General features: G+C 64.3%; 10 protein-coding genes. 8 read left to right on the top strand and 2 right to left on the bottom strand.

Going from position 1 to position 19,468, the window contains the following annotated elements; translation table 11 throughout:
- Positions 1-381 precede the first annotated feature (381 nt).
- From AB0362_RS06860 to AB0362_RS06825, 8 genes are all read left to right on the top strand, one after another.
- On the top strand, positions 382-10,173 hold the full coding sequence (locus AB0362_RS06860; protein WP_366235265.1) for an amino acid adenylation domain-containing protein: 9,792 nt from the start codon (positions 382-384) through the stop codon (positions 10,171-10,173).
- A complete protein-coding gene (locus tag AB0362_RS06855; RefSeq protein WP_366235264.1) occupies positions 10,173-11,051 on the top strand; it encodes a cyclopropane mycolic acid synthase family methyltransferase in 879 nt (292 codons plus the stop codon). The genes AB0362_RS06860 and AB0362_RS06855 overlap by 1 nt, the downstream gene beginning before the upstream one ends.
- A 14-nt stretch (positions 11,052-11,065) precedes the next feature.
- The gene (locus AB0362_RS06850; protein ID WP_366235263.1) at positions 11,066-11,734 is read left to right on the top strand and encodes a hypothetical protein; all 669 of its coding nucleotides are present in this window, start codon (positions 11,066-11,068) and stop codon (positions 11,732-11,734) included.
- 100 nt (positions 11,735-11,834) lie between these two features.
- Positions 11,835-12,719 (top strand): glycosyltransferase family 2 protein, encoded by an 885-nt coding sequence (locus tag AB0362_RS06845; RefSeq protein ID WP_366235262.1) that lies wholly within the window; start codon positions 11,835-11,837, stop codon positions 12,717-12,719.
- Positions 12,720-12,834: 115 nt separating this feature from the next.
- Complete coding sequence (locus tag AB0362_RS06840; RefSeq protein ID WP_366235261.1) at positions 12,835-13,812, top strand: hypothetical protein; 978 nt, start codon at positions 12,835-12,837, stop codon at positions 13,810-13,812.
- Positions 13,809-14,774: a glycosyltransferase family 2 protein gene (locus AB0362_RS06835; protein ID WP_366235260.1), complete on the top strand. Its 966-nt coding sequence runs from the start codon at positions 13,809-13,811 to the stop codon at positions 14,772-14,774. The genes AB0362_RS06840 and AB0362_RS06835 overlap by 4 nt, the downstream gene beginning before the upstream one ends.
- Complete coding sequence (locus AB0362_RS06830; RefSeq protein WP_366235259.1) at positions 14,771-16,003, top strand: polysaccharide biosynthesis C-terminal domain-containing protein; 1,233 nt, start codon at positions 14,771-14,773, stop codon at positions 16,001-16,003. Before AB0362_RS06835 ends, AB0362_RS06830 begins: the two co-directional genes overlap by 4 nt.
- Entirely contained in the window at positions 15,997-17,334 is a 1,338-nt protein-coding gene (locus tag AB0362_RS06825) for a hypothetical protein (protein WP_366235258.1), read from the top strand. Before AB0362_RS06830 ends, AB0362_RS06825 begins: the two co-directional genes overlap by 7 nt.
- Here AB0362_RS06825 and AB0362_RS06820 read toward each other — a convergent pair.
- Both AB0362_RS06820 and AB0362_RS06815 read right to left on the bottom strand, forming a co-directional pair.
- The gene (locus AB0362_RS06820; RefSeq protein WP_366235257.1) at positions 17,267-18,376 is read right to left on the bottom strand and encodes a glycosyltransferase; all 1,110 of its coding nucleotides are present in this window, start codon (positions 18,374-18,376) and stop codon (positions 17,267-17,269) included. The genes AB0362_RS06825 and AB0362_RS06820 overlap by 68 nt on opposite strands.
- Entirely contained in the window at positions 18,373-19,440 is a 1,068-nt protein-coding gene (locus tag AB0362_RS06815) for an acyltransferase (RefSeq protein ID WP_366235256.1), read from the bottom strand. Before AB0362_RS06815 ends, AB0362_RS06820 begins: the two co-directional genes overlap by 4 nt.
- Between the last annotated feature and the right edge of the window lie 28 nt (positions 19,441-19,468).

Raw genomic sequence — 19,468 nt, 5'->3', positions numbered from 1 at the left:
AACCAAGCCACACCGCAAAAGCTATGACAATGACCAGAAATACCCCCACCGAGATGAGAATGGGCCGCTTTCTGCCCGATTTCCGACCCCGGGTATCGGTGGAACTGGTTGCCATTGTCGGTGGCCTCTCGGTCGAGGAAATGTATTCGAGTGCACAGCCTAAAGGGGAGTGGTCGATCTGGCGTACCTGTCTTCGATCCAGGTAGAGCATTCACAGTGTGTCGACTAGTTTGTAGTGGGCGATGAAAAGATCGACGTCGATGAGCGGTGCCGCCGGCCGAATCGAAGCCGTCAGGGTGCGTGCGTTGAGGAGGTCGGGGAGTGTCGCCAGAGGCGGATGAGCGGTTCGAGGATGGCCGCTTCCCTCTGTCGGCTGCTCAGATGAACATCTACCTCGCTCAGCAGCTGGCCCCGGATGTGCCGTTCACGATTGCTCAATACGTCGAGATCCGCGGCGATATCGATCCGGCGGCGTTGATTCGCGCGACGGACATCGCTTGCCGACGGCTCGAATCGCCTGCAGTGCGGATCGGCGTGGACGATGGTCACCCGTACCAGTGGTCGGACCTGCGGGTGCCGTACGCGATGATCTACCGCGACTTCACCGACCGCGAGCATCCCATCGACGATGCCCAGCGTTACATGAACGAGCAGTACCGGAAACCGGTGGATCTGGTGCGCGACCAACTGATCGCGTCCGAGATCATCCAGGTGGGCGCGTGCCACTACTACTGGTACAGCCGGGCTCACCACATCGTGATGGACGGCCTCGGCGCAATCTCGGTGCAGGAGCGCACCGCAGCGGTGTACACCGCGTTGATCACGGGCACCGAGATCCCGAAGACCCGCGCCATCGGAGTGCGGGAGATCTACGACTACGAGGCCGCATACCCCAACTCCTCCCGCTACGAGACCGACCGCCAGTACTGGCTCGGTCGACTCGACGGACACCTCGAGGCCCCCAGGCTGGCCGGCAGCCCACGTGAACCCGCCGCTCCCAGCGGAGTGACGGTCAGTGTCGGTGCTGTGCTGGACGCAGATCTCACCGAAGCCGTTGCGGCAGTGGCGCATCGGTACAACTCCTCCGACGTCCCCGTTGTGCTCGCCACGTTCGCGCTCTATCTCGCGCGCATGACCGACACCGACGACGTCATGCTCAGCCTGCCGGTATCGGGACGAGCGACCACCAAACTGCGGGAATCGTCCGGCATGATGTCCAACGTCGTGCCACTGCGCATCGGCGTCGAACAAGGGGTCACCGTCGAAGAACTCCTTCGACGGATTCAGGTGGAACTCACCGGCGCACTTCGCCATCAGCGGTTCCGCGTCGAGGACATGCAGCGGGCGACCGGCGACGGCACCGGTAGCGCCGCGGCCGGACGCGGGGTATTCGGTCCCACGGTCAACATCATGATGTATAACAGCACGATTCGGCTCGGCGACGTCATCGGCGAATACCGCGTGCTCTCCAGCGGACCCATCGACGACATGATGGTCAACGTCTACCCCGGTGTCGCAGGCACGAGCACCCGCGTCGACTTCCTCGGTAACCCGGCCCTCTACAGCACCGACGAGCTCGCAGCCCACCACCGACGGTTCCTGGCACTCCTGCGCGAGGTGGTCCACGCCCCCGAGGGGCTCGCGGTGTCCGAGCTCGAAGTGCTGGGTGCCGAGGAGAAGGCAGCGCTGCTCGACGCGCATTCCACGGCGACCGTAGCCCCCGCACTGCTTCCCTCGTTGCTGACGACCGGCGCGGTGGTGCGAGCCACCGGAGTCGATCAATCCAGCGACGACTTCACCAGGGTTGCGGAACACATTGCTGCGCAACTCGTCTCGATCGGCGCAGGCCCGGAGAAACGAATTGCCGTCGCGATCGAACGCTCCTACGAATCCCTACTGGCGTTGTGGTCGGTCTCGATCTCGGGCGCGTCGTTCGTTCCACTCGACCCCACCGACCCCACCGACCGGTTGGCTGCAGTGCTCGCCGATGCGCACGTGGAATTCGGCATCACGACTCGTGCCCCTGCGCACCACCTTCCGAGCACTGTCCGATGGTTGCTCATCGAGGACCTGCTCGACGCCGACCCGATCGCGTTCACGGTGCCGACCCTGCACGTCGACAACGAGGCCTACGTCATCCATACCTCGGGGTCGACCGGAAAACCCAAGGCCGTCAGCGTCACTCACCGCGGGCTCGCGCAACTCGCAGCCAACGTCGTCGACCGATACGCCGTCACCCCCGACTCGCGCGTACTGCAGGCGGCGTCGCCGGTCTTCGACGCATCCATCCAGGAGCTCCTTGCCGCGTTCGCTGCCGGTGCCACCCTGGTGATCGCCCCGGCCGACGTCTACGCCGGTCCCGCCCTCGCCGGCGTGTTGGACCGCGAGAAGATCACGCACCTGATCACCTCGCCCACCGTGCTGGCCACTCTGGACCCGGACGACCTCAGCTCCATCGACGTCTTCGACGTCGGGGGCGAGGAGTGCCCGCCCGCGTTGCGGGACAGGTTCGTCTCGGCCGATCGAACGATGCGCAACGCCTACGGGCCGACCGAGACGACGGTGTTGGCCACGTTGTCCGACCCGATGCGCGCCGCCGAACGGGTGACCATCGGCGCGCCCCTGCCGGGTGTTCGCGCGTTGGTGCTCGACGCACACCTGCGGCCCACGCCGTACGGAGGCGTCGGCGAGCTCTATCTCGGTGGCGACGGACTGGCCCGCGGCTACAGCGGGCAGCCGGGTGTGACATCGACGCGGTTCGTCGCAGACCCCGGGACAGCGGGAGCTCGGTTGTATCGCACGGGAGACATCGTCCGCCGGTCGTTCGACGGGTCCACGATGGAGTACCTCGGCCGCAGCGATCAGCAGATCCAGCTGCACGGGCGCCGTCTCGAACTCGGCGAGGTGGAGTCTGGGGCAACTACGTGTGCGGGAGTGACCGCGGCCGTGGCCGTCGTACGCGACAACCGACTCGTTCTGTACGTCACCGGAGGCTCGGCGGAGCTCGACGGTCATCTCCGGAACCGCCTGCCCGCCTGGATGGTTCCCAGCACCGTCGTGGTTCTCGATGCGCTACCCATGACCGCGAGCGGCAAGGTCGACCGTCGTGCGTTGCCGGCCCCCACCGCATTCGTCGATACCGAATACGTTGCGCCGCAGACCGATACCGAACGCACCGTGGCGGGAGCCTTTTCCGACGTCCTCGGTGTCGAGAAGGTGGGGCGCGAGCACTCGTTCTTCGAACTCGGCGGTGACTCGCTCAGTGCTACCCGCGTCCTCGCTCGCCTCGGCTCCGGAATCTCGTTGACCGTACTGTTCGCCGACCCCACAGTCCGCGCAGTCGCGGCGGCAATCGACGCGTCCTCGGCTTTCGAGCCGTCACTCGAACTACTCGATACCGTTCTGCCGGGGCGTATCCCGCTGTCGTACGCGCAACAGCGGCTGTGGTTCCTCAACCAGTTCGATCCCGCATCGCCCGCGTACAACATGCCGGTGGCAGTACGAGTCGGAGCCGGTGACGATCCCGCGATGGTTCTGACGGCTCTGCGCGACGTCATCGAGCGACACGAAGCCCTGCGCACCTACTACCCAGCCGACGACGACGGTCCGCGGCAGGTGGTGCGGCCCACCGATACCGTCCTTGTCGAGGTACCCGAGCGCACTGTCTCCGAGCGGGATCTGGACTCCGCTGTCACAGCGGTCGCGGCCGAGGGCTTCGATGTCTCGGCCGAGGTACCCATCCGCGCAACGCTTCTTAACGTGAGCGAATCCGGCGACACCGTTGTCGTGGTGGTGGTGCACCACATCTCGATGGACGGGTGGTCGGTCGACCCACTCGTACGCGACTTCGCCTTCGCCCACGCCTCTCGGGCAGCAGGTCACGCGCCCACCTGGCCACGCCTGCGCGCCCAGTACGGCCAGTACTCGGTATGGAACCGGGCCGTGGTGGATTCGGTTGCGGACGAACAGCTCTCGTTCTGGGCGTCGGTTCTCGGTGATACAGACACTGCGGCGGCGGAGCTACCTGCGGACTTCCCCAGGCCTGCGGTGCAATCGATGAGAACGGACGCAGTTCCGTTCGAGATCGGGTCACACCTGCACTCGGGTATTCGTGAGCTGGCTCGATCGACCAACTCGACCACGTTCATGGTCGTCCACGCCGCCGTGGCCGCCGCTTTGAGCCGCTTCGGTACCTCGAACCGCGTGGTGGTCGGGTCTCCGACCGCAGGGCGAGGACACGAAGCGCTCGACGAGATGGTGGGGATGTTCGTCGGAACCCTGCCTCTCGCAGTCACTGTGGATCCGTCGGACAGTTTCGCGTCCCTGCTCGATGCGGTCCGCACCGCAGACCTCGATGCGTTCTCTCATTCCGACGTCCCATTCGAGCGCATCGTCGACGCTCTCGCGACCGATCGATCCCTCGACCGGCATCCGCTGTTCCAGGTGATGTTGGCTTTCGACAATGCGCCGCACCGATCGGTCGAGGACCTGCCGGTCTCGGTGTTGGAGGTACCCACCCGCACCTCGGAATTCGATCTGACGCTCGTGCTTGCGGACGAACAGGGTGATTCGGCGTCGTCGACCGGCCAGATCGAGTACGCGGTAGACCTCTACCAGCGGGCCACCCTCGAGCAATTCGCCTCGGTGATTCTGGCTTTTTTGAACGCAGCGGTCGCGAACCCAGCGTTTGTCGTCGGTGATCTCGCCCTTGCCGACACGCCGGCCCTGCCGTCCTCGATGCCCGACGGCACGCTGCTGGACGTATTGAGCGGCGGCACAGTCATGTCCAGTGCTGTCGCTATCGACGGACTGGAATCGGTGACGTACGCCGAGCTCGATTCTCGCTCGAACCGGATCGCGCGGCTGCTCATCGCGCACGGTATCGGGCCGGAAACCCTTGTCGCCCTGTCCCTCGAACGCTCGGCCGAGTACATCGTCGCGCTGTGGGCCGTGGTGAAGGCGGGCGGCGCGTTCGTACCCGTGGACCCGCGCTACCCAGCCGCTCGCCGCGAACAGATGCTGAGGCACATCGAGACCGGCTTCGGCGGAGTCGAGCCGACAGTGCACTGGCTCGGTGAGACGCAGGCCGAGCAGTTCAGTGACCTGGCCCTGACCGATGCGGATCGCCTGGCAGCGCTGAAACCCACGCACCCCGCCTACGTGATCCACACGTCGGGTTCGACGGGAACACCCAAGCCCGTGGTGGTGACGCATCAGGGTGTGTATGGGCTTGCGCAGCAGGTCATTCCGCGGTACGGCGTGACCTCGAGTTCGCGTGTGCTCCACGGCTACTCGGTCAACTTCGACGCGGCAGTGCTCGAACTCGTTCTTGCTTTCGGGGCCGGGGCGACCATGGTGATCGCGCCGCCGGACCTACTCGGCGGGGATGAGATGTCGGCCTTCCTCACTGCGCATCGTGTCACCCACTACCTGTCCACACCCGCGGTGCTCGCCACCGTGCCGCCGACCCCCGGGATCGGGACCGTCGCCGTCGGCGGTGACGTGCTGGGTGCCGGCGTCGTCGACGACTGGTCGGCCGGGCGGTCGATGCTGAACGCCTACGGTCCCAGTGAGGCGACGGTGGTGGCCACGTTGGCCGAGTCGCTGCGTGCCGGGGAACCGGTCACCATCGGTCGGCCGCTGGATCATGTGGGAGCGCTCGTACACGACGACCGGTTGCATCCGGTGCCACTCGGGGGCGTCGGGGAGCTGTACCTCGCAGGCTCGGGCGTGGCTCGCGGCTACCACTCGGACCCGGCGTCGACCGCCGCACGCTTCGTTGCGGCACCCGGCGGCACGCGGATGTACCGGACCGGTGACCTCGTTCGGCAGCAGCCGTCGGGCATGCTCGATTACCGCGGGCGCCGAGACGATCAGGTCCAGATCAACGGTGTGCGAGTCGAACTGGGGGAGATCGAGAGTGCACTGACGGCGCACCCCGACGTCGGTGGAGTGGTGACAGCGGTACGTGAGAACCGAATTCACGCCTGGGTGGTGGGCCTCGATGGGCAGGACGCTGCCCAGTGGCTGCTGGACAGGCTGCCGTTGTCGATGCAACCGGCGGTCATCACCCGGATCGACGGTATTCCGCTGACCGGCAACGGAAAGGTAGATCTCGCCGCCCTGTATGCGGAGACGCTTCCCGGCGGTGATCCGGTGGCGGCGCGCACCCTGGCTCAGGAGGTGGTGCTCGGCATCTTCGCCGACCTGCTGGGCATCGAAAATCCTGCCGTCGACGACAATTTCTTCGTCCTCGGCGGGGACTCCCTCGTCGCGACGCGTGCCGCAACCCGCATCAGCGCGGCGCTCGGTACCCATGTTCCGGTGCGGACGATCTTCGAATCTCCCACCGCGCAGCAGCTTGCGTCGGCGATCGAGTTGTTGTCCGAGAACTACATTCCGCTACCCGCTCTGGTCCACGATCCCGACGCGCGGTCGTACCCCGGTCTTGCGCCGGCCGAGCGCCGAATCTGGCTGCAGAATCGATACGACCCGACCTCGGCCGCGTACAACATCGCCGTCGAGGTACCGCTTCCGGCAAACCTGGACCTCGATGTTCTGCGCGCCGCGATAGCCGATGTGCTGGAACGGCATACGCCGCTGCGCACGGTGTACCCGTCGACCGCGAATGGTCCTGTCACCGTTGTTCTCGACCCGCAGATCGTGCTGTCGACGTTGGACGATGCTCATGCAGGGCACGATGCTCTGGCCCTGCACGGCTTCGATTTGACCCTCGAAGCACCGCTACGCCTCGGCTTGCTGAATCGTGGCGGTGAGCAAGTGCTGTCCGTTGTTGCCCACCACATCGCGGTCGACGGCCTTTCACTCCGTCCGCTGGCCCGGGACGTCGAGATCGCCCTGCTGGCCCGAATGGCCGGATCGACACCGGAATTCGGTTCTCTCGCCGTCGACTACTCGGATTACCGAGTGTGGCAGCGGAATGTGCTCGACGCCGTGGCGTCGGATCAGCTCGAGTTCTGGCGTCGCACCCTGGCCGGAGTGCCGGAGTTCCTCGACCTGCCGACCGGAACCCCTGATCCCTCGGCCGATGCGACGGCCGTGGAGTTCTCCGTCGGTCCGGACACCCTCACGCTGCTGCGTTCGCTCGCGCATCGTGTGGGCGCAACGGTATTCGTCGTGGTCCACGCAGCGTTGGCCGCCGTGCTCGCAGAAGCCAGTGGTACCCAGGACATCGCCGTCGGGACCCCGGTGGGTGGCCGATCCGATCCGGCACTCGATCACCTCGTCGGCATGTTCGTCGGTACCGTCGTGCTCAGGACGGAAGTCGATCCGTCGACGACGTTCGAGGACTTCGTGACCGCGGTCCGCGACCGGGATCTCGATGCATTCGCGAACTCGGACGTACCGTTCGAGCAGGTGGTCGACGCGGTGCAACCCACCCGCGCCGTCGATACCCATCCGCTGTTCCAGGTGCTCCTGGCCTTCGGTGATACGGCAACTCCGACAATCGAACTGGGGTCCACGTCGATCACCCCGCGTCGCGTGGACATCACGGACACGCAGTTCGACCTCGAGGTCCTGGTCGACGAGTCCGAGGCCGGACTGATCGGCCATCTCGGGTACTCGCCCGCACGGTTCTCGCGATCGGTGATTCTCGGACTCGCCGAGCGTCTGACCGAGGTGTTGACGATGGTCTCCACGCGGCCGAACATTCGGCTGGGCAGCGCGGAGTTCGGGCACGCCCCGTCGGCCGTTACCTCCCATCGCGACAGCGCACCCGGACTCACACTGGCGACAGTGTTCGAGCAGGCAGTGCAGAGCTGGCCCGACACTGTCGCGGTGATCGAGGGCTCGCAATCGCTGACCTACCGTGAGGTGGATCGACGGTCGAATGCGCTGGCCGACAGACTGATACGCGCAGGTGCACGGCCAGGTGTACTGGTGGCAATTGCCTATCCGCGCTCCGCCGACTATCTCGTCGCGATCTGGGCCGTGGCCAAGACCGGTGCCGGGTTCCTGTCCATCGATCCCTCTCAACCCGTGGCTCGGGTGCAGGAGATCCTCGAGCGCGCAGCCCCGGTCACGGGAATCTCGGCTGCCGACTTCCATTTGGTCGGTGCCGATTGGATGAGCGTCACCGGCGACGAGCGCGATCGTGTCGATGGTCGCGAGGCACCACTCGACAGCGTGGCCTACGTCGTCTACACCTCCGGTTCCACCGGGGTGCCCAAGGGGGTGCGGGTGACGCACCGCGGCATCGCGAATCTGGTTCAGAGTCAACGAGATCTCTTCGGAGTGGAGCCGGGATCGCGGGTGCTCCAGTTCGCGTCGCCGAGTTTCGACGCGTCGATCTTCGAGACACTGATGGCCGTCGGTGCGGGAGCCAGCACGGTGATCGTTCCGCCCGAGGTGCACGGGGGGCGCGAGCTCGAAGCGCTCATCGAGCAACACCAGGTGACCCATGCCTGCCTCACGCCGACCGTCCTCCAGGTGACCGACGCCGAGGCCGTGCCGTCGCTTCGGGTAGTCGTCATGGCGGGCGAGGCTGCCAATTCTGCACTGCTGCAACGTTGGTCGCGTCGACGCTCGGTGTTCAACGCCTACGGCCCCACCGAGGGGACCGTCATGAGCACCTGCACCACGGACCAGCGTCAATGGGGCCCGGCGGTGCCGGTGACCATCGGCGGACCGGTTCGCGGCTTCGACGCAGTGGTACTCGACACCCGTCTGCGCCCGGTGGGCAACAACGTCGTCGGGGAGCTCTACCTGGGCGGGGCCGGCCTTGCCGAAGGATATCTGGGACAGAGCGGAACGACGGCGAGCAGCTTCGTTGCCGATCCGTTCGGTGGCGGTCGGCTCTACCGAACCGGCGATCTGGTGCGCTGGGTGGTTCGGGGCATCGATCGCGAGCTCGAATATCTGGGCCGGGTCGATTCGCAGGTGAAGGTTCGCGGTCATCGCGTCGAGCTGTCCGAGGTGGAAGCGGCACTGCTGCGTCACCGAGATGTGCGTCAGGCCAGCGTGATCGGTCGTGGGCAGTCGCTGGCTGCTTATGTGGTGGGCGGCGTCGAACCGCGGGAGGCTCGCGAGTTCCTGGCCAGGACACTGCCGGCGTACATGGTGCCCAGTACCGTCACCGTCGTCGATGCGCTGCCGATGACGTTGTCCGGCAAAGTCGATGTGAGCACGTTGCCCGAGCCCTCGATCATGTCGACCGAACGACGTGCCCCGGTCTCCGCGAACGAAGTACTGGTGCATGCCGTGTTCTCCGACGTACTGCAGATGGCCGGCGAGGACATCGGGGTGGACGACAATTTCTTCGATCTCGGTGGGCACTCCCTCTCGGCGGTGCAGGTGATGGATGCGCTGGGGGACCGACTCGACCGTCGGCTTCCGATCAGTCTGCTGCTGGTACATCCGACGATCTCGGCCCTGGCCGCACAACTCGACGCGGGCGAGGACGGTGCGGACCGTGCCTTCGAGGTGGTGCTTCCGCTTCGAACCGAGGGCGTGGGTGAGCCGCTGTTCTGTGTGCACCCGGCCATCGGAATCGCGTGGAGCTACCTCTCGCTGCTCGGAGAGACCGAACGGCCGCTGTACGGGCTTCAGGTGCCCGGCATCGCCGACGGTGACACTGCACCGACCTCGATCGAGGAGTTCGCCGAGAGATACGTGCGCGAGATCCGAGCCGTTCAGCCGCACGGCCCCTACCACCTGCTCGGATGGTCGCTCGGCGGCGTGATCGCGCATGCTGTTGCGACGCAACTGCAGTCGGAAGGTGAGGACGTCGCGCTGTTGGCGCTCGTCGACGCGCAGCTCTCGGCACCGGAGGGTGCCGCAGAGTTCGGCATCGACGATCTTGCTCGTCAGCTCGGGGTCGAGGGTGACTCGTTCGAGACCATCGTGGATCGATTGCGCGAGAACATAAGTGAACTGGCGTTCCTCACCGTCGATCATCTGCGGCGAATGTATCGTCCCGTCGCGGAGGCTCCCACCTGGGTGGCGTCGTACGCGCCTGCTGTGTTCGCGGGGTCGGTGCACTACTTCGCCGCTCGCGGCTCGCACGGTGCGGAGCAGTGGACGCAGTTCGTGGGCGGGCGGATGTCGGTTCACCGGGTCGATGTGGAACACGAAGACATGCTGGGCGAGTTCGGTGCCCGTGCACTAGGCCGAGTGATCGGCACCGATGCTGTGGGGAAAGGTGTGGCGTGATGAGCGAACAATTGGAGCCGTACGTCGATGACGTGCGAGCGCACTACGACCTGTCGGACGAGTTCTTCGCGTTGTTCCTCGACCCGAGCATGACGTACAGCTGCGCCTACTTCGAGCGTGAGGACATGACGCTGGAGGAGGCGCAGACGGCCAAGATCGACCTCGCCCTCGGCAAGCTCGATCTGAAGCCGGGCATGACGTTGCTCGACATCGGCTGTGGCTGGGGCGCTCTCGCCAAGCGGGCGGTCGAGAAGTACGACGTCAACGTCATCGGTCTGACGTTGAGCCGAAATCAGTACGAGCACGGGCGCACCGTCGTGGCCGACCTGTCGACAGACCGCACCGTCGATATCCGGTTGCAGGGGTGGGAGGAATTCGACGAGCCCGTCGACCGGATCGTCAGCATCGGCGCGTTCGAGCATTTCAGACGCAACCGATACTCGGCATTCTTCGCGAAGTGCCGCTCGGTACTGCCCGCCGACGGGCGAATGTTGTTGCACACCATCGTCATCACCCCACCAGACCCGGCCTCGGGTGCGGGCGGACTCACCCGTGAGGATGCGCACTTCTCACGCTTCATCCTGCGCGACATCTTTCCCGGCGGACAGTTGACGCTCGTCAAGGTGATCAAGTCCAAGGCGGCCGACGCCGGATTCGAGTTGCTGCGGGAGCATCCTCTGAGGTTGCACTACGCGAGGACACTCGATACCTGGGCCGAGAAACTGATCGCATCTCGCGACGAGGCCATTGCCGTGTCCTCGGAGGCGACGTACGACAAATACGTCCAGTACCTCACCGGCTCGTCGGCGCGATTCAAGAGTTCACGCATCGACGTCGTGCAATTCACGCTGGCCGCTGCAGACATACCCGAGAAGTGACAAGGATGCCCACCATGATCAAAGCCCGAGTCGGTTGTGTCAGTGGACTGTTCGCTGCCGCGGTTCTGGCCGTCAGCGCGATGGCTCCCGGAACCGCTGCTGCTGCACCTCTTCCGGTCGTCGGACCCGGTAGTGGTTTCGTCACCACCGGAGGCATCGACGACCTCACCGCCTGCTCCATCGCGGCCGTCGGATACGACGACGCCGGCCGACTCGTCGCCCTGACCGCAGGCCACTGCATTCTGCGTACGGGTCTGCCCGTCACTCTCGTCGGGTCGCCCACGGCCCCGGTCGGGACCACGGCCGTCGGGCATTGGGGACCCGACTACGGCGTCATCGTTCTCGATCCCACCAAGGTCACGCCCGTGTCCAGTCTGGGCGGAGTCACCGTGACGGACATCGGCATCGGGTCGGTGGGTCAACCGGTCTGCAAGAGTGGCGTCGGTAGCGGACTGACGTGCGGCACCATCGTCGAGAACCGAGGCGGGGACCTGATGTCCGATGCCGTCACCGTCTGGGCCGACTCCGGAGCACCGCTGGTGGCAGGTACCACGCTCGTCGGAATCGCCAGCCATGCCTCGGGCGCTCCGTTGCTCAGCCCCACCGCCTACGCATCGGCGTCGGAATCGATGCGCTTGCTGAGTGCATCGGGAGCCCCGGGTGCGGGCTTCCGGCCGGTATAGAACGGGCGCCAGTGGGCTCTGGAGGTGGAATGGACAAGCACGGGAAGGTTCTGCCGTTCGCGAACTGTTCTGAAATCGATCCGCGGGTAGTGTCACGCGCGTGACACCGTATGCGTCCGAGACTGTGCTGTTCGGCGCGGTCGTGGTGCACCATCGCAGCTACAACACCGTGAAATCCACGGTGGATGCGTTGGCCGGAGGCGTCACGGCTCCGTCGGCGATTGTGGTGGTGGACAATTCCGAGGAGCCCGAGCGCGCGGGTGAACTCGAGCGTGCCTTCGGCACTCGGGCCGCCGTGCTCAGGACGTCCAACAAGGGCTATGGGGCCGCGGTGAACGCGGGAATCGAATGGCTACGTTCTGAGCTACCCGACATGCGCTATCTGGTTGTTGCCACCCACGAAGCCCGTGCAGATCCCGTGGCAGTTCGTGAGTTGGTCGCAGCACTCGAGTGCGACTCTCGTGCGGGTGTCGCAGGCCCGACCTTGAGGGTGCACGACGGTGCCGGACAGGTGTGGTCGACGGGCGGATTCTTGACCCGGGTCTTGCGGCTACCGCGCCACTTCGACCATCGCGCAGAGGGAATCGATAAGGAGGTCGGTACCGTCGAACGAATGTGGGTCGACGGCGCGTTCGTGCTGTACCGCGTCGACGCGTTGAACGCCGCATCGATGGACGAGTCGTACTTCCTCTACATGGAAGAGGTGGATTATCACCTGCGCTTGCGTCGGGCGGGATGGACGACGCTTCACGTTCCGGCCGCGCAGGTCTGGCAGTCATCGTCTGGAATTCCGCCTTATTCACTGGCTCGCAATATGCAGCTCTTCCAGCACGCGCACGGCACGCGGCGCGGCCGTGCCTTCGCTACACCCTGGTCCATCGCGCATCGCGCGCTGTCGAATGTGGTGCACGGTCGTCGGCCGGTCGGTCTGGTTGCGATGTTGCGCGGATGGCGCGATGGTCTGAGTGGCTTTCCGCACGAGTAGCTGAAAGCCGACAAATCGAATCTGGCCGTGCATAATGTGAATGCTCCGATCTCAGCGGGCGAAGCCTATGTCGACTCTCTGACTCGAGAGTGACGCGCCGGAAGGATCACACGTCGTGGTAACGGTCGTCTTGATCAATCCACTCGGGGCGGCCTTGAGTCACTACGAACAAGAAGCCGTCGACGTGCTGAATGCCTGCGGTGCCACAACCGTTGTCCGCAGCATTCTGGAGCCGTCGGCGTCCGGTACCGGACGGATCCGCTGGCTCACCGCCTACCTCCGAGAGTTGTTGCGAACTCGGCGAGGTGCGGTATCGGCAGTGGTCATACTGTGGCCACCGATCGGGTATCTCGACGTCATTGCCGCCATGGTTCTCGGAGGACGCCGGTGCTGGATCGTCATGCACGATCCGGTACCGCTGGTCGCGGCCGTCGGATTCGGTTCGGCGGCTCGACGATGCGCTCGAATCATTCGGCCCAACCGCTTGGTGACGCACAGTGCAGCAGCAGACCACGCAGTGGAGTCGGCGCTCGGACACCGCACGGCTCGCCTCCCTCACCCTCTGCTTTCCGTGTGCCTATCCAATCGCCGACACGCGACACGCCTTCCCGTTGTCCGCGTGCTAGGTCAGTACAAGAACGATCGAGACCTTCTGCTGCTCAACAATATTGCGTCCGCGCTCGGTGGCGAGACCACTCTCGAGATCCTTGGACGGGGATGGCCCGCGGTTGCGGGATGGTCGGTGCATTCCGAGTTCGTCTCAGAGGACGCGTTCGGCCATGCAATCGAAACCGCTGACGTCGTCGTGATTCCGTACAAGCGGTTCTTTCAAAGTGGTGTGGCCGTTCGCTGCCTCGAACGTGGCACGCCCGTCGTCGGCCCCGCGGGCACGAGTCTGGACGATCTGTTGGGTGCGAACTCCGGACTGTTGGTTCATCCTTCCGCGTCACCGGCAGCATGGGCCGCCGCCATCGAGTACGCGATCGAGCAGGGAAGGCCGGAGATGCACCGGGCGGCCCTTGCGGCGCGGGCCGCAGCCGTGGACGAGTGGGGCAAGTGGCTACGCATTGTGCTCCCCGCGGGCACGTCGTGACCAGACAACTGGCGGGCGTGGTAGTCACCTACTACCCGGACCTGCGGAGGCTCGAGGCAACACTGGCTCGATTGGGGCCTGAACTGACGCCACTGGTAGTGGTGGACAACAGCGACGATCCCGACGTCGCACGCGCCGTCGAGTCCTGCTGCCAGGAGGCGGGTGCGTTGCTCCTGGCGATGAAGTCCAACATCGGAATAGCCGCGGCGCAGAATCGGGGTATCCGAGAATCGCTGCAGCGCAATGCCACTCATGTGCTGTTCTTGGACGACGACAGCGAGCTGACCGCCGGTGCGCCCACTGCATTGCTCGCTGCCTTCGATTCGCTGCGGGTCACGCGCCCCAACGTCGTAGCGATGGGACCCAGGGTCAAGGATCGGCGCACCGGTGAGTTCTTGACATTCGCATGGCGCGGTCGGCATATCCGTCAACTGAGAACAGCTGACGATCACGACGACTTCACCGATTCGGCGTTTCTACTCGGATCCGGTGCCGTTGTGGTGGCCGAGGCATTCGAGACGGTTGGCTTGTTTCGCGAGGAGTACTTCATCGACCACGTGGACAAGGAATGGGGATTGCGCGCCGGCGCATCGGGATTCACCTCCGTCGTGACATCGTCTGTGACACTGCTGCATTCACTGGGCGATACGCCCGACCGTGCCGCGTCAGGGTCAGCTGCCTTGTACACGCACCGCAGCCCGGTACGCGACTACTACTTGACCCGCAATGCATTCCTGCTCTTCCGCGATCTCGACCTTCCTCGGATCAGGTTCGTTGGAATGCTCCGCCTCCTCGCCGAGCAGTCGGTGCGCAAGGTCGTGCATCCCGCGCATCCGGGTCAGCGCCGTGCCGTCCTCCGCGGCGTCGCAGACGGGCTACGCGGACGAAGTGGACCGCTCGGGCACACTGTCACCGGCAAGGTCGGTGTCGAGTGCAGTCCGACGCGGCGAGGTGCTTCGTGAGGCACGTGCTGAGTCGACTCAGCGGCTTCTCCGTAGCGGTATTGGTGCCTGCCGCAGTCGGTTTTGCAGTGATCCCGATCTTGATTCGCGTCGCTGGATCGTCGGAGTGGTCTGCCATCGCTGTGGGCCAATCGGCCGGAACCATCGCCGGCATCGTCGTAGCCCTTGGATGGGGTTTCAACGGCCCGACCATCGTCGCGATGGCACCTGCCGATGGCCGAGTGGCCATCGCCGTGAACTCGTTGATCGCGCGAGCCATCGCGGCGCCGGTCATTATCGGGCTCGCATGTGCCGTGGCCGCAGTCCTCCAGCGGGACCACGTGTGGGTCTCGACCATGTCGTGTCTCGGCGTCTCGATTTTGGGTCTCGGTATGACCTGGTTGTTCATCGGGGCTCAGGACGTTCGCTCGTTGCTTCTGTACGACGCGTTGCCGAGGGCAGCGTCGTCTGTGGCCGGTATTGCCGCGCTCCTCCACACCAGGGACGCACTTGCATTCGTCCTCTGCCAGTTGGTCGGTGCAGTGGTGTCCGTGGTCTTGTCGGCACACGCGTGCACACGCGGTATGGACGCCGTGCGCGACGATTGGAGTGCCCGAGAAGCCATGCGGCAGAGCCGAAAACAAGCCTTCGCGGGTGTTACTGTACTCACCGCCTCGACCTACCTGTCGATGCCGACATTGATCGTCGCGGCGCTGGCACCGGGCAGTGTCTTCGTTTACGCCATTGCCGACCGGCTCACCCGATTCACGTTCCTGGCCATCGCACCGATCTATCAGTGGATGCAAGGGTGGGTACCGAGTCACCCCGTCACTACCGAGACGCTCCGACGGATCCGCCTCGTCCTGCAGTGGTCGGCCGTTCTTGCGGTTGTACTGGCGACCCTGACCATAGTGGCCGGACCCACCGCAGCACGACTGCTGGGTGACGAAGCAGGGTTGCTGACCTGGACGCTGACGGTGCCGCTTGGCATCTCGGTGGCGATGTCGGCATTGTCGAGATGCTCCGGGATGGTGTGCCTGCTGGCACTGGGTCGGGACCGAACGGTGGCGGTGAGCGCTGTGCTCGGTGCCTGCTGCGGTGTACCGCTGCTTCTCGTACTCGTGCCGTGGGCCGGAGCCGTCGGCGCTGCAGTCGCGGTTTTGATTTCTGAAACAGTGGTGACCGCGTTTCAAGCCGTTCGACTCCACCAGGTCGTGCGCACCGTGCGTGAGCAGGTGCACGCGTGCTAGTCCTGCTTTTCGAACTCTTGGCCGTTGCCGGCATCGCCATCATGCTGCTGTGCCATCCGCGCCGGGACGACATTCTCGCGGTGCTCATCGGTGTCGCGGCGGGTTTCACCGATCTGCAGGTTGCACGGGTACACGTGTTCACCATCCTCGTCTTCGTGTGGGTCCTCTTCAAACTGGGGCGGCGCACGAACAACACGGTGACGCTGGTTCTGGTGTTGTCGATGAGCACAACGCTGGTCGCAGCGACGGTGCTGATCGGCGACCTGGTGGTCAATCCGACACTCGCTCTGCAGCTGATCGCGCTGACCGTCGCGGCCGCCGCAGTGGCGTTGTACTCGACTCCGAACGACCAGAGGCGGATGCTTCACGGACTCCTCTTCATCCTGACGTTCTCCGGCCTGGTTGCCATTGCTCAAGTAGCGCAGATCATTCCGTCCGAGGTGTCACTGATCGTCCCCGATCAGCTCATACACCTGGAAATCAGCTCCATCGGACGACCGAGCGGACTGACGCCTGAACCGGACTGGCTGGGAATGATGTCGGGCATCGGAATCTTCCTGGCGTTCAGTCTCGATCTGACGCGATGGGTCCGAGTGTTCGCCCTCGGAATATGCAGCGTGTCATGGCTTCTGGCCTTCGCTCGGGCTGCGTGGGTCGGGGTCCTGATCGTCGTCGTCCTGCTGGCGCTGCCAATAGTCCTTAACCGTAACCGCGCGCTTCGGTCGAGCTTCCAGCAAGGCCGCGGTTTCGCAGCGAGCATCGTCGCCGTGGTCCTCGCAGTCACGACCGTCGTGGTCGGTGGGGTCAGTACCGATGTTTGGAACCGGTTGCAACAGACGGTAGCCGGTGCGATGGGATCCACGGTTCCTGGAGACGACGGCGGATTGGCGCGTTTCCAACAGGTCGACTCACTGTTGTATTTGGCGGAGCACTCCCCGTTCTACGGCCATGGGCTCAGTGCTGCGGGCAGAGTCGGTGTTTCGGGAAAGCTCTATCTGACCGGACCGTCACCGAACAGCGTTGCCAGCAACTGGGTTCTGGGACTGTGGGTCGATGCTCGCTACCTCGCGATTCCCTTTTTCCTGCTCATCGCTTACGTATTGGTTCGATCGTTCTCCACCCTGCCCGGCCGCATCCTGGCTCTGGTGTGCTTCTGCAGCCTGATATCGAACGCGACGTACTTCCCGGTCTTCTGGCTCGCCTTGGGGTTGTCACTGTGCGCCATCGCTGCTCGTAGTTCGAGAGAGGCTGCGACACCAGACGTCACCACGCCGTATTCATCCATGTATCGAAGTCGGTCCGTACGGCGCTGGCCGGGAGCGAGGCGGTGATCTCGGTGACGCGGGACCGGCCGTGCAAGGCCGACACCACGGCATTGGCCAGGGCGTCGACATCGAACAACTGCTCGACGACAATGTGCCCGTGTTCTTTGAGCCAACCCGCGTAGCCCGTCTGGTCCGTCGACGCGACCACGCATCCATGGGCGAGTCCCTCCATATTGGGAAGCCCGATCTGCTCACGCCATCGCGGGTTCGATTGCGACAACAGAATCTGGACGGTCGCTTCTCGCAGGTGCCGGTGGATCACCTCGCGTGGCGGATCGATCTTCAACTCGATGTCCTCGCGTCCGGTTGCCCAAGCCGTGACCTCAGCTTCCAGGGGGCCCTTGCCGAGTACGACGAGCTGTCGCACTCGGGAGTCGTTCTCGGAGATGTTGTCCCACAACAGCATGAGCTCGGGGACTCCTTTGCGCGCCGACAGTTCGCCCACGAACAGGAGGACGGGTGCTGCCTTTCCAGTACCGGGGTGCTCCCCTACGCACGGGCAGGGGTTGGGCAACTCTAGACGTACTTTGACGTCTTTCCGGTCGATCGTGGGGCCCGCGGTATCCCTAAGGTTCCGGTAGGCATCGTCGGTGCCGAACCCGATCCGGTCGATCGGGGCGAGCAGAACCCGGCTCGCCGCACGGGCGATCATCGATCCGGCCCATTGAGGAACGTGCAAAAAGCTGCTCACGGCTGGGCCGGGCGGATTGTTCTCGATGACGTAGGTGGTCACTGTGAAGTGCCTCCGCAGAACGTATCTCGCAAACAGGAGGGCGAGCGTTTGCGGCACCAACGACGGCCAGACGCGAATCATCAGAGGCTCGTTGAGTTCGACGAAGTGAGCGTTGGTGCTCAGAAGTGTTCTCACCGTGCGCAGGAGCCCCGACCGTTCGGCAGAGACCGTTCCGTTCGGGGGTTCTTCGTAGTCGTACATCTTGTCGCGGTACAGAAGATGGCCGGGCACCATCGTCTCGAGCAAGGTCAGGTGTGTCGTGCGCACCGAGTCGTAGACCCGCAGAACGTCGGGTGAAACAGGCGAGTCGCTCACGTGATAGCGGCCTTCTCACGAGCGCGGTCGGTGCGTTTCTTGGTCAGTCGTTTGAGTGTCATGGCCGGTTGTTCGATGACGAACCAGCTCAGTAGCGCGAACGGTGCCGCACAGGCGATCGACAGCGCGACGAATACGCCGATGGGAAGCTTTGTCCAGTCGTAGATCGCCACCAGGATCTGCTGCAGTGGCATTGCGTAAATGTATGTGCCGTAGGAGAAGTCGTTCTTTCTTCCGACAGACTGAAGAGGTAGCTTGATTCCGAGCCACATCATGACGTAAGCAAATGGAAGTGCACCGAGCAACGGGAACAGGCCCAACGGGATGGTAAGGGTTGCCAAGCATGCGGCAACGGCAGTGAGCCAGCCGTTCATCGGGATCTTGTCGCGCAGGAGGTACAGGAGAGCACCGGCGCAGAAGTAGACTGCAAGCTGGCTGAAGAACGTGAGCATGTCGTGGATGACGAAACCGCGCCACACGTGCAGAACATTGTAGGTTCCGGTCAAAATCAGGCCGACAAATACTGCAGGAACCACGAAACGCCGCGGTACGATGCTGACGCCGAGGCCGATGGCGACGTAGCAGAGCGCCTCGAAGTAAAGCGTCCACAGGGATCCGTTCCACACATCCGGATACGGTGCCTCCTGCAAAGTGCCGGCGATACCCCATTGTTGGATGTACAGCGTGAAGTTGTTGAAGAAGTAGGTGATCCCACTCTTCCACTCGTAGCTGTCGCGGTCGGTCAGCAGTGTGTATACGGGAGCGAAGACTGCCGCGACCATGAGCAGCGCGACCAGGTAGGCGGGGTAGATTCGGAGAAACCGCCGCCAGAAGTAGTCGACGATGGAAGGCGTGGACATACGACTGGCTGTGATGAGGTAGCCGGAGATCGCAAAAAATCCAGCGACCGCCGTGTTTCCGAAGTCGCGGCCATGCCACTCGGGAATGTGTCCCCATCCACCGATAGGCCACGAGTGCACGGCGATGACGACAAGCGCGAGAATGAGCCGGATTGCGTTCAGGCTGTTGTGTCGCGGGTCGAACTTCTCACCGATGGTGCTCACGAGCCCTCCTCTGTGGGTTCGGAATTCG

Origin of the sequence: Rhodococcus sp. NPDC079359 (genome assembly GCF_040702585.1) — a bacterium.
GTDB lineage: Bacteria > Actinomycetota > Actinomycetes > Mycobacteriales > Mycobacteriaceae > Rhodococcoides.
This window is presented reverse-complemented; position numbering and strand designations above follow the sequence as displayed.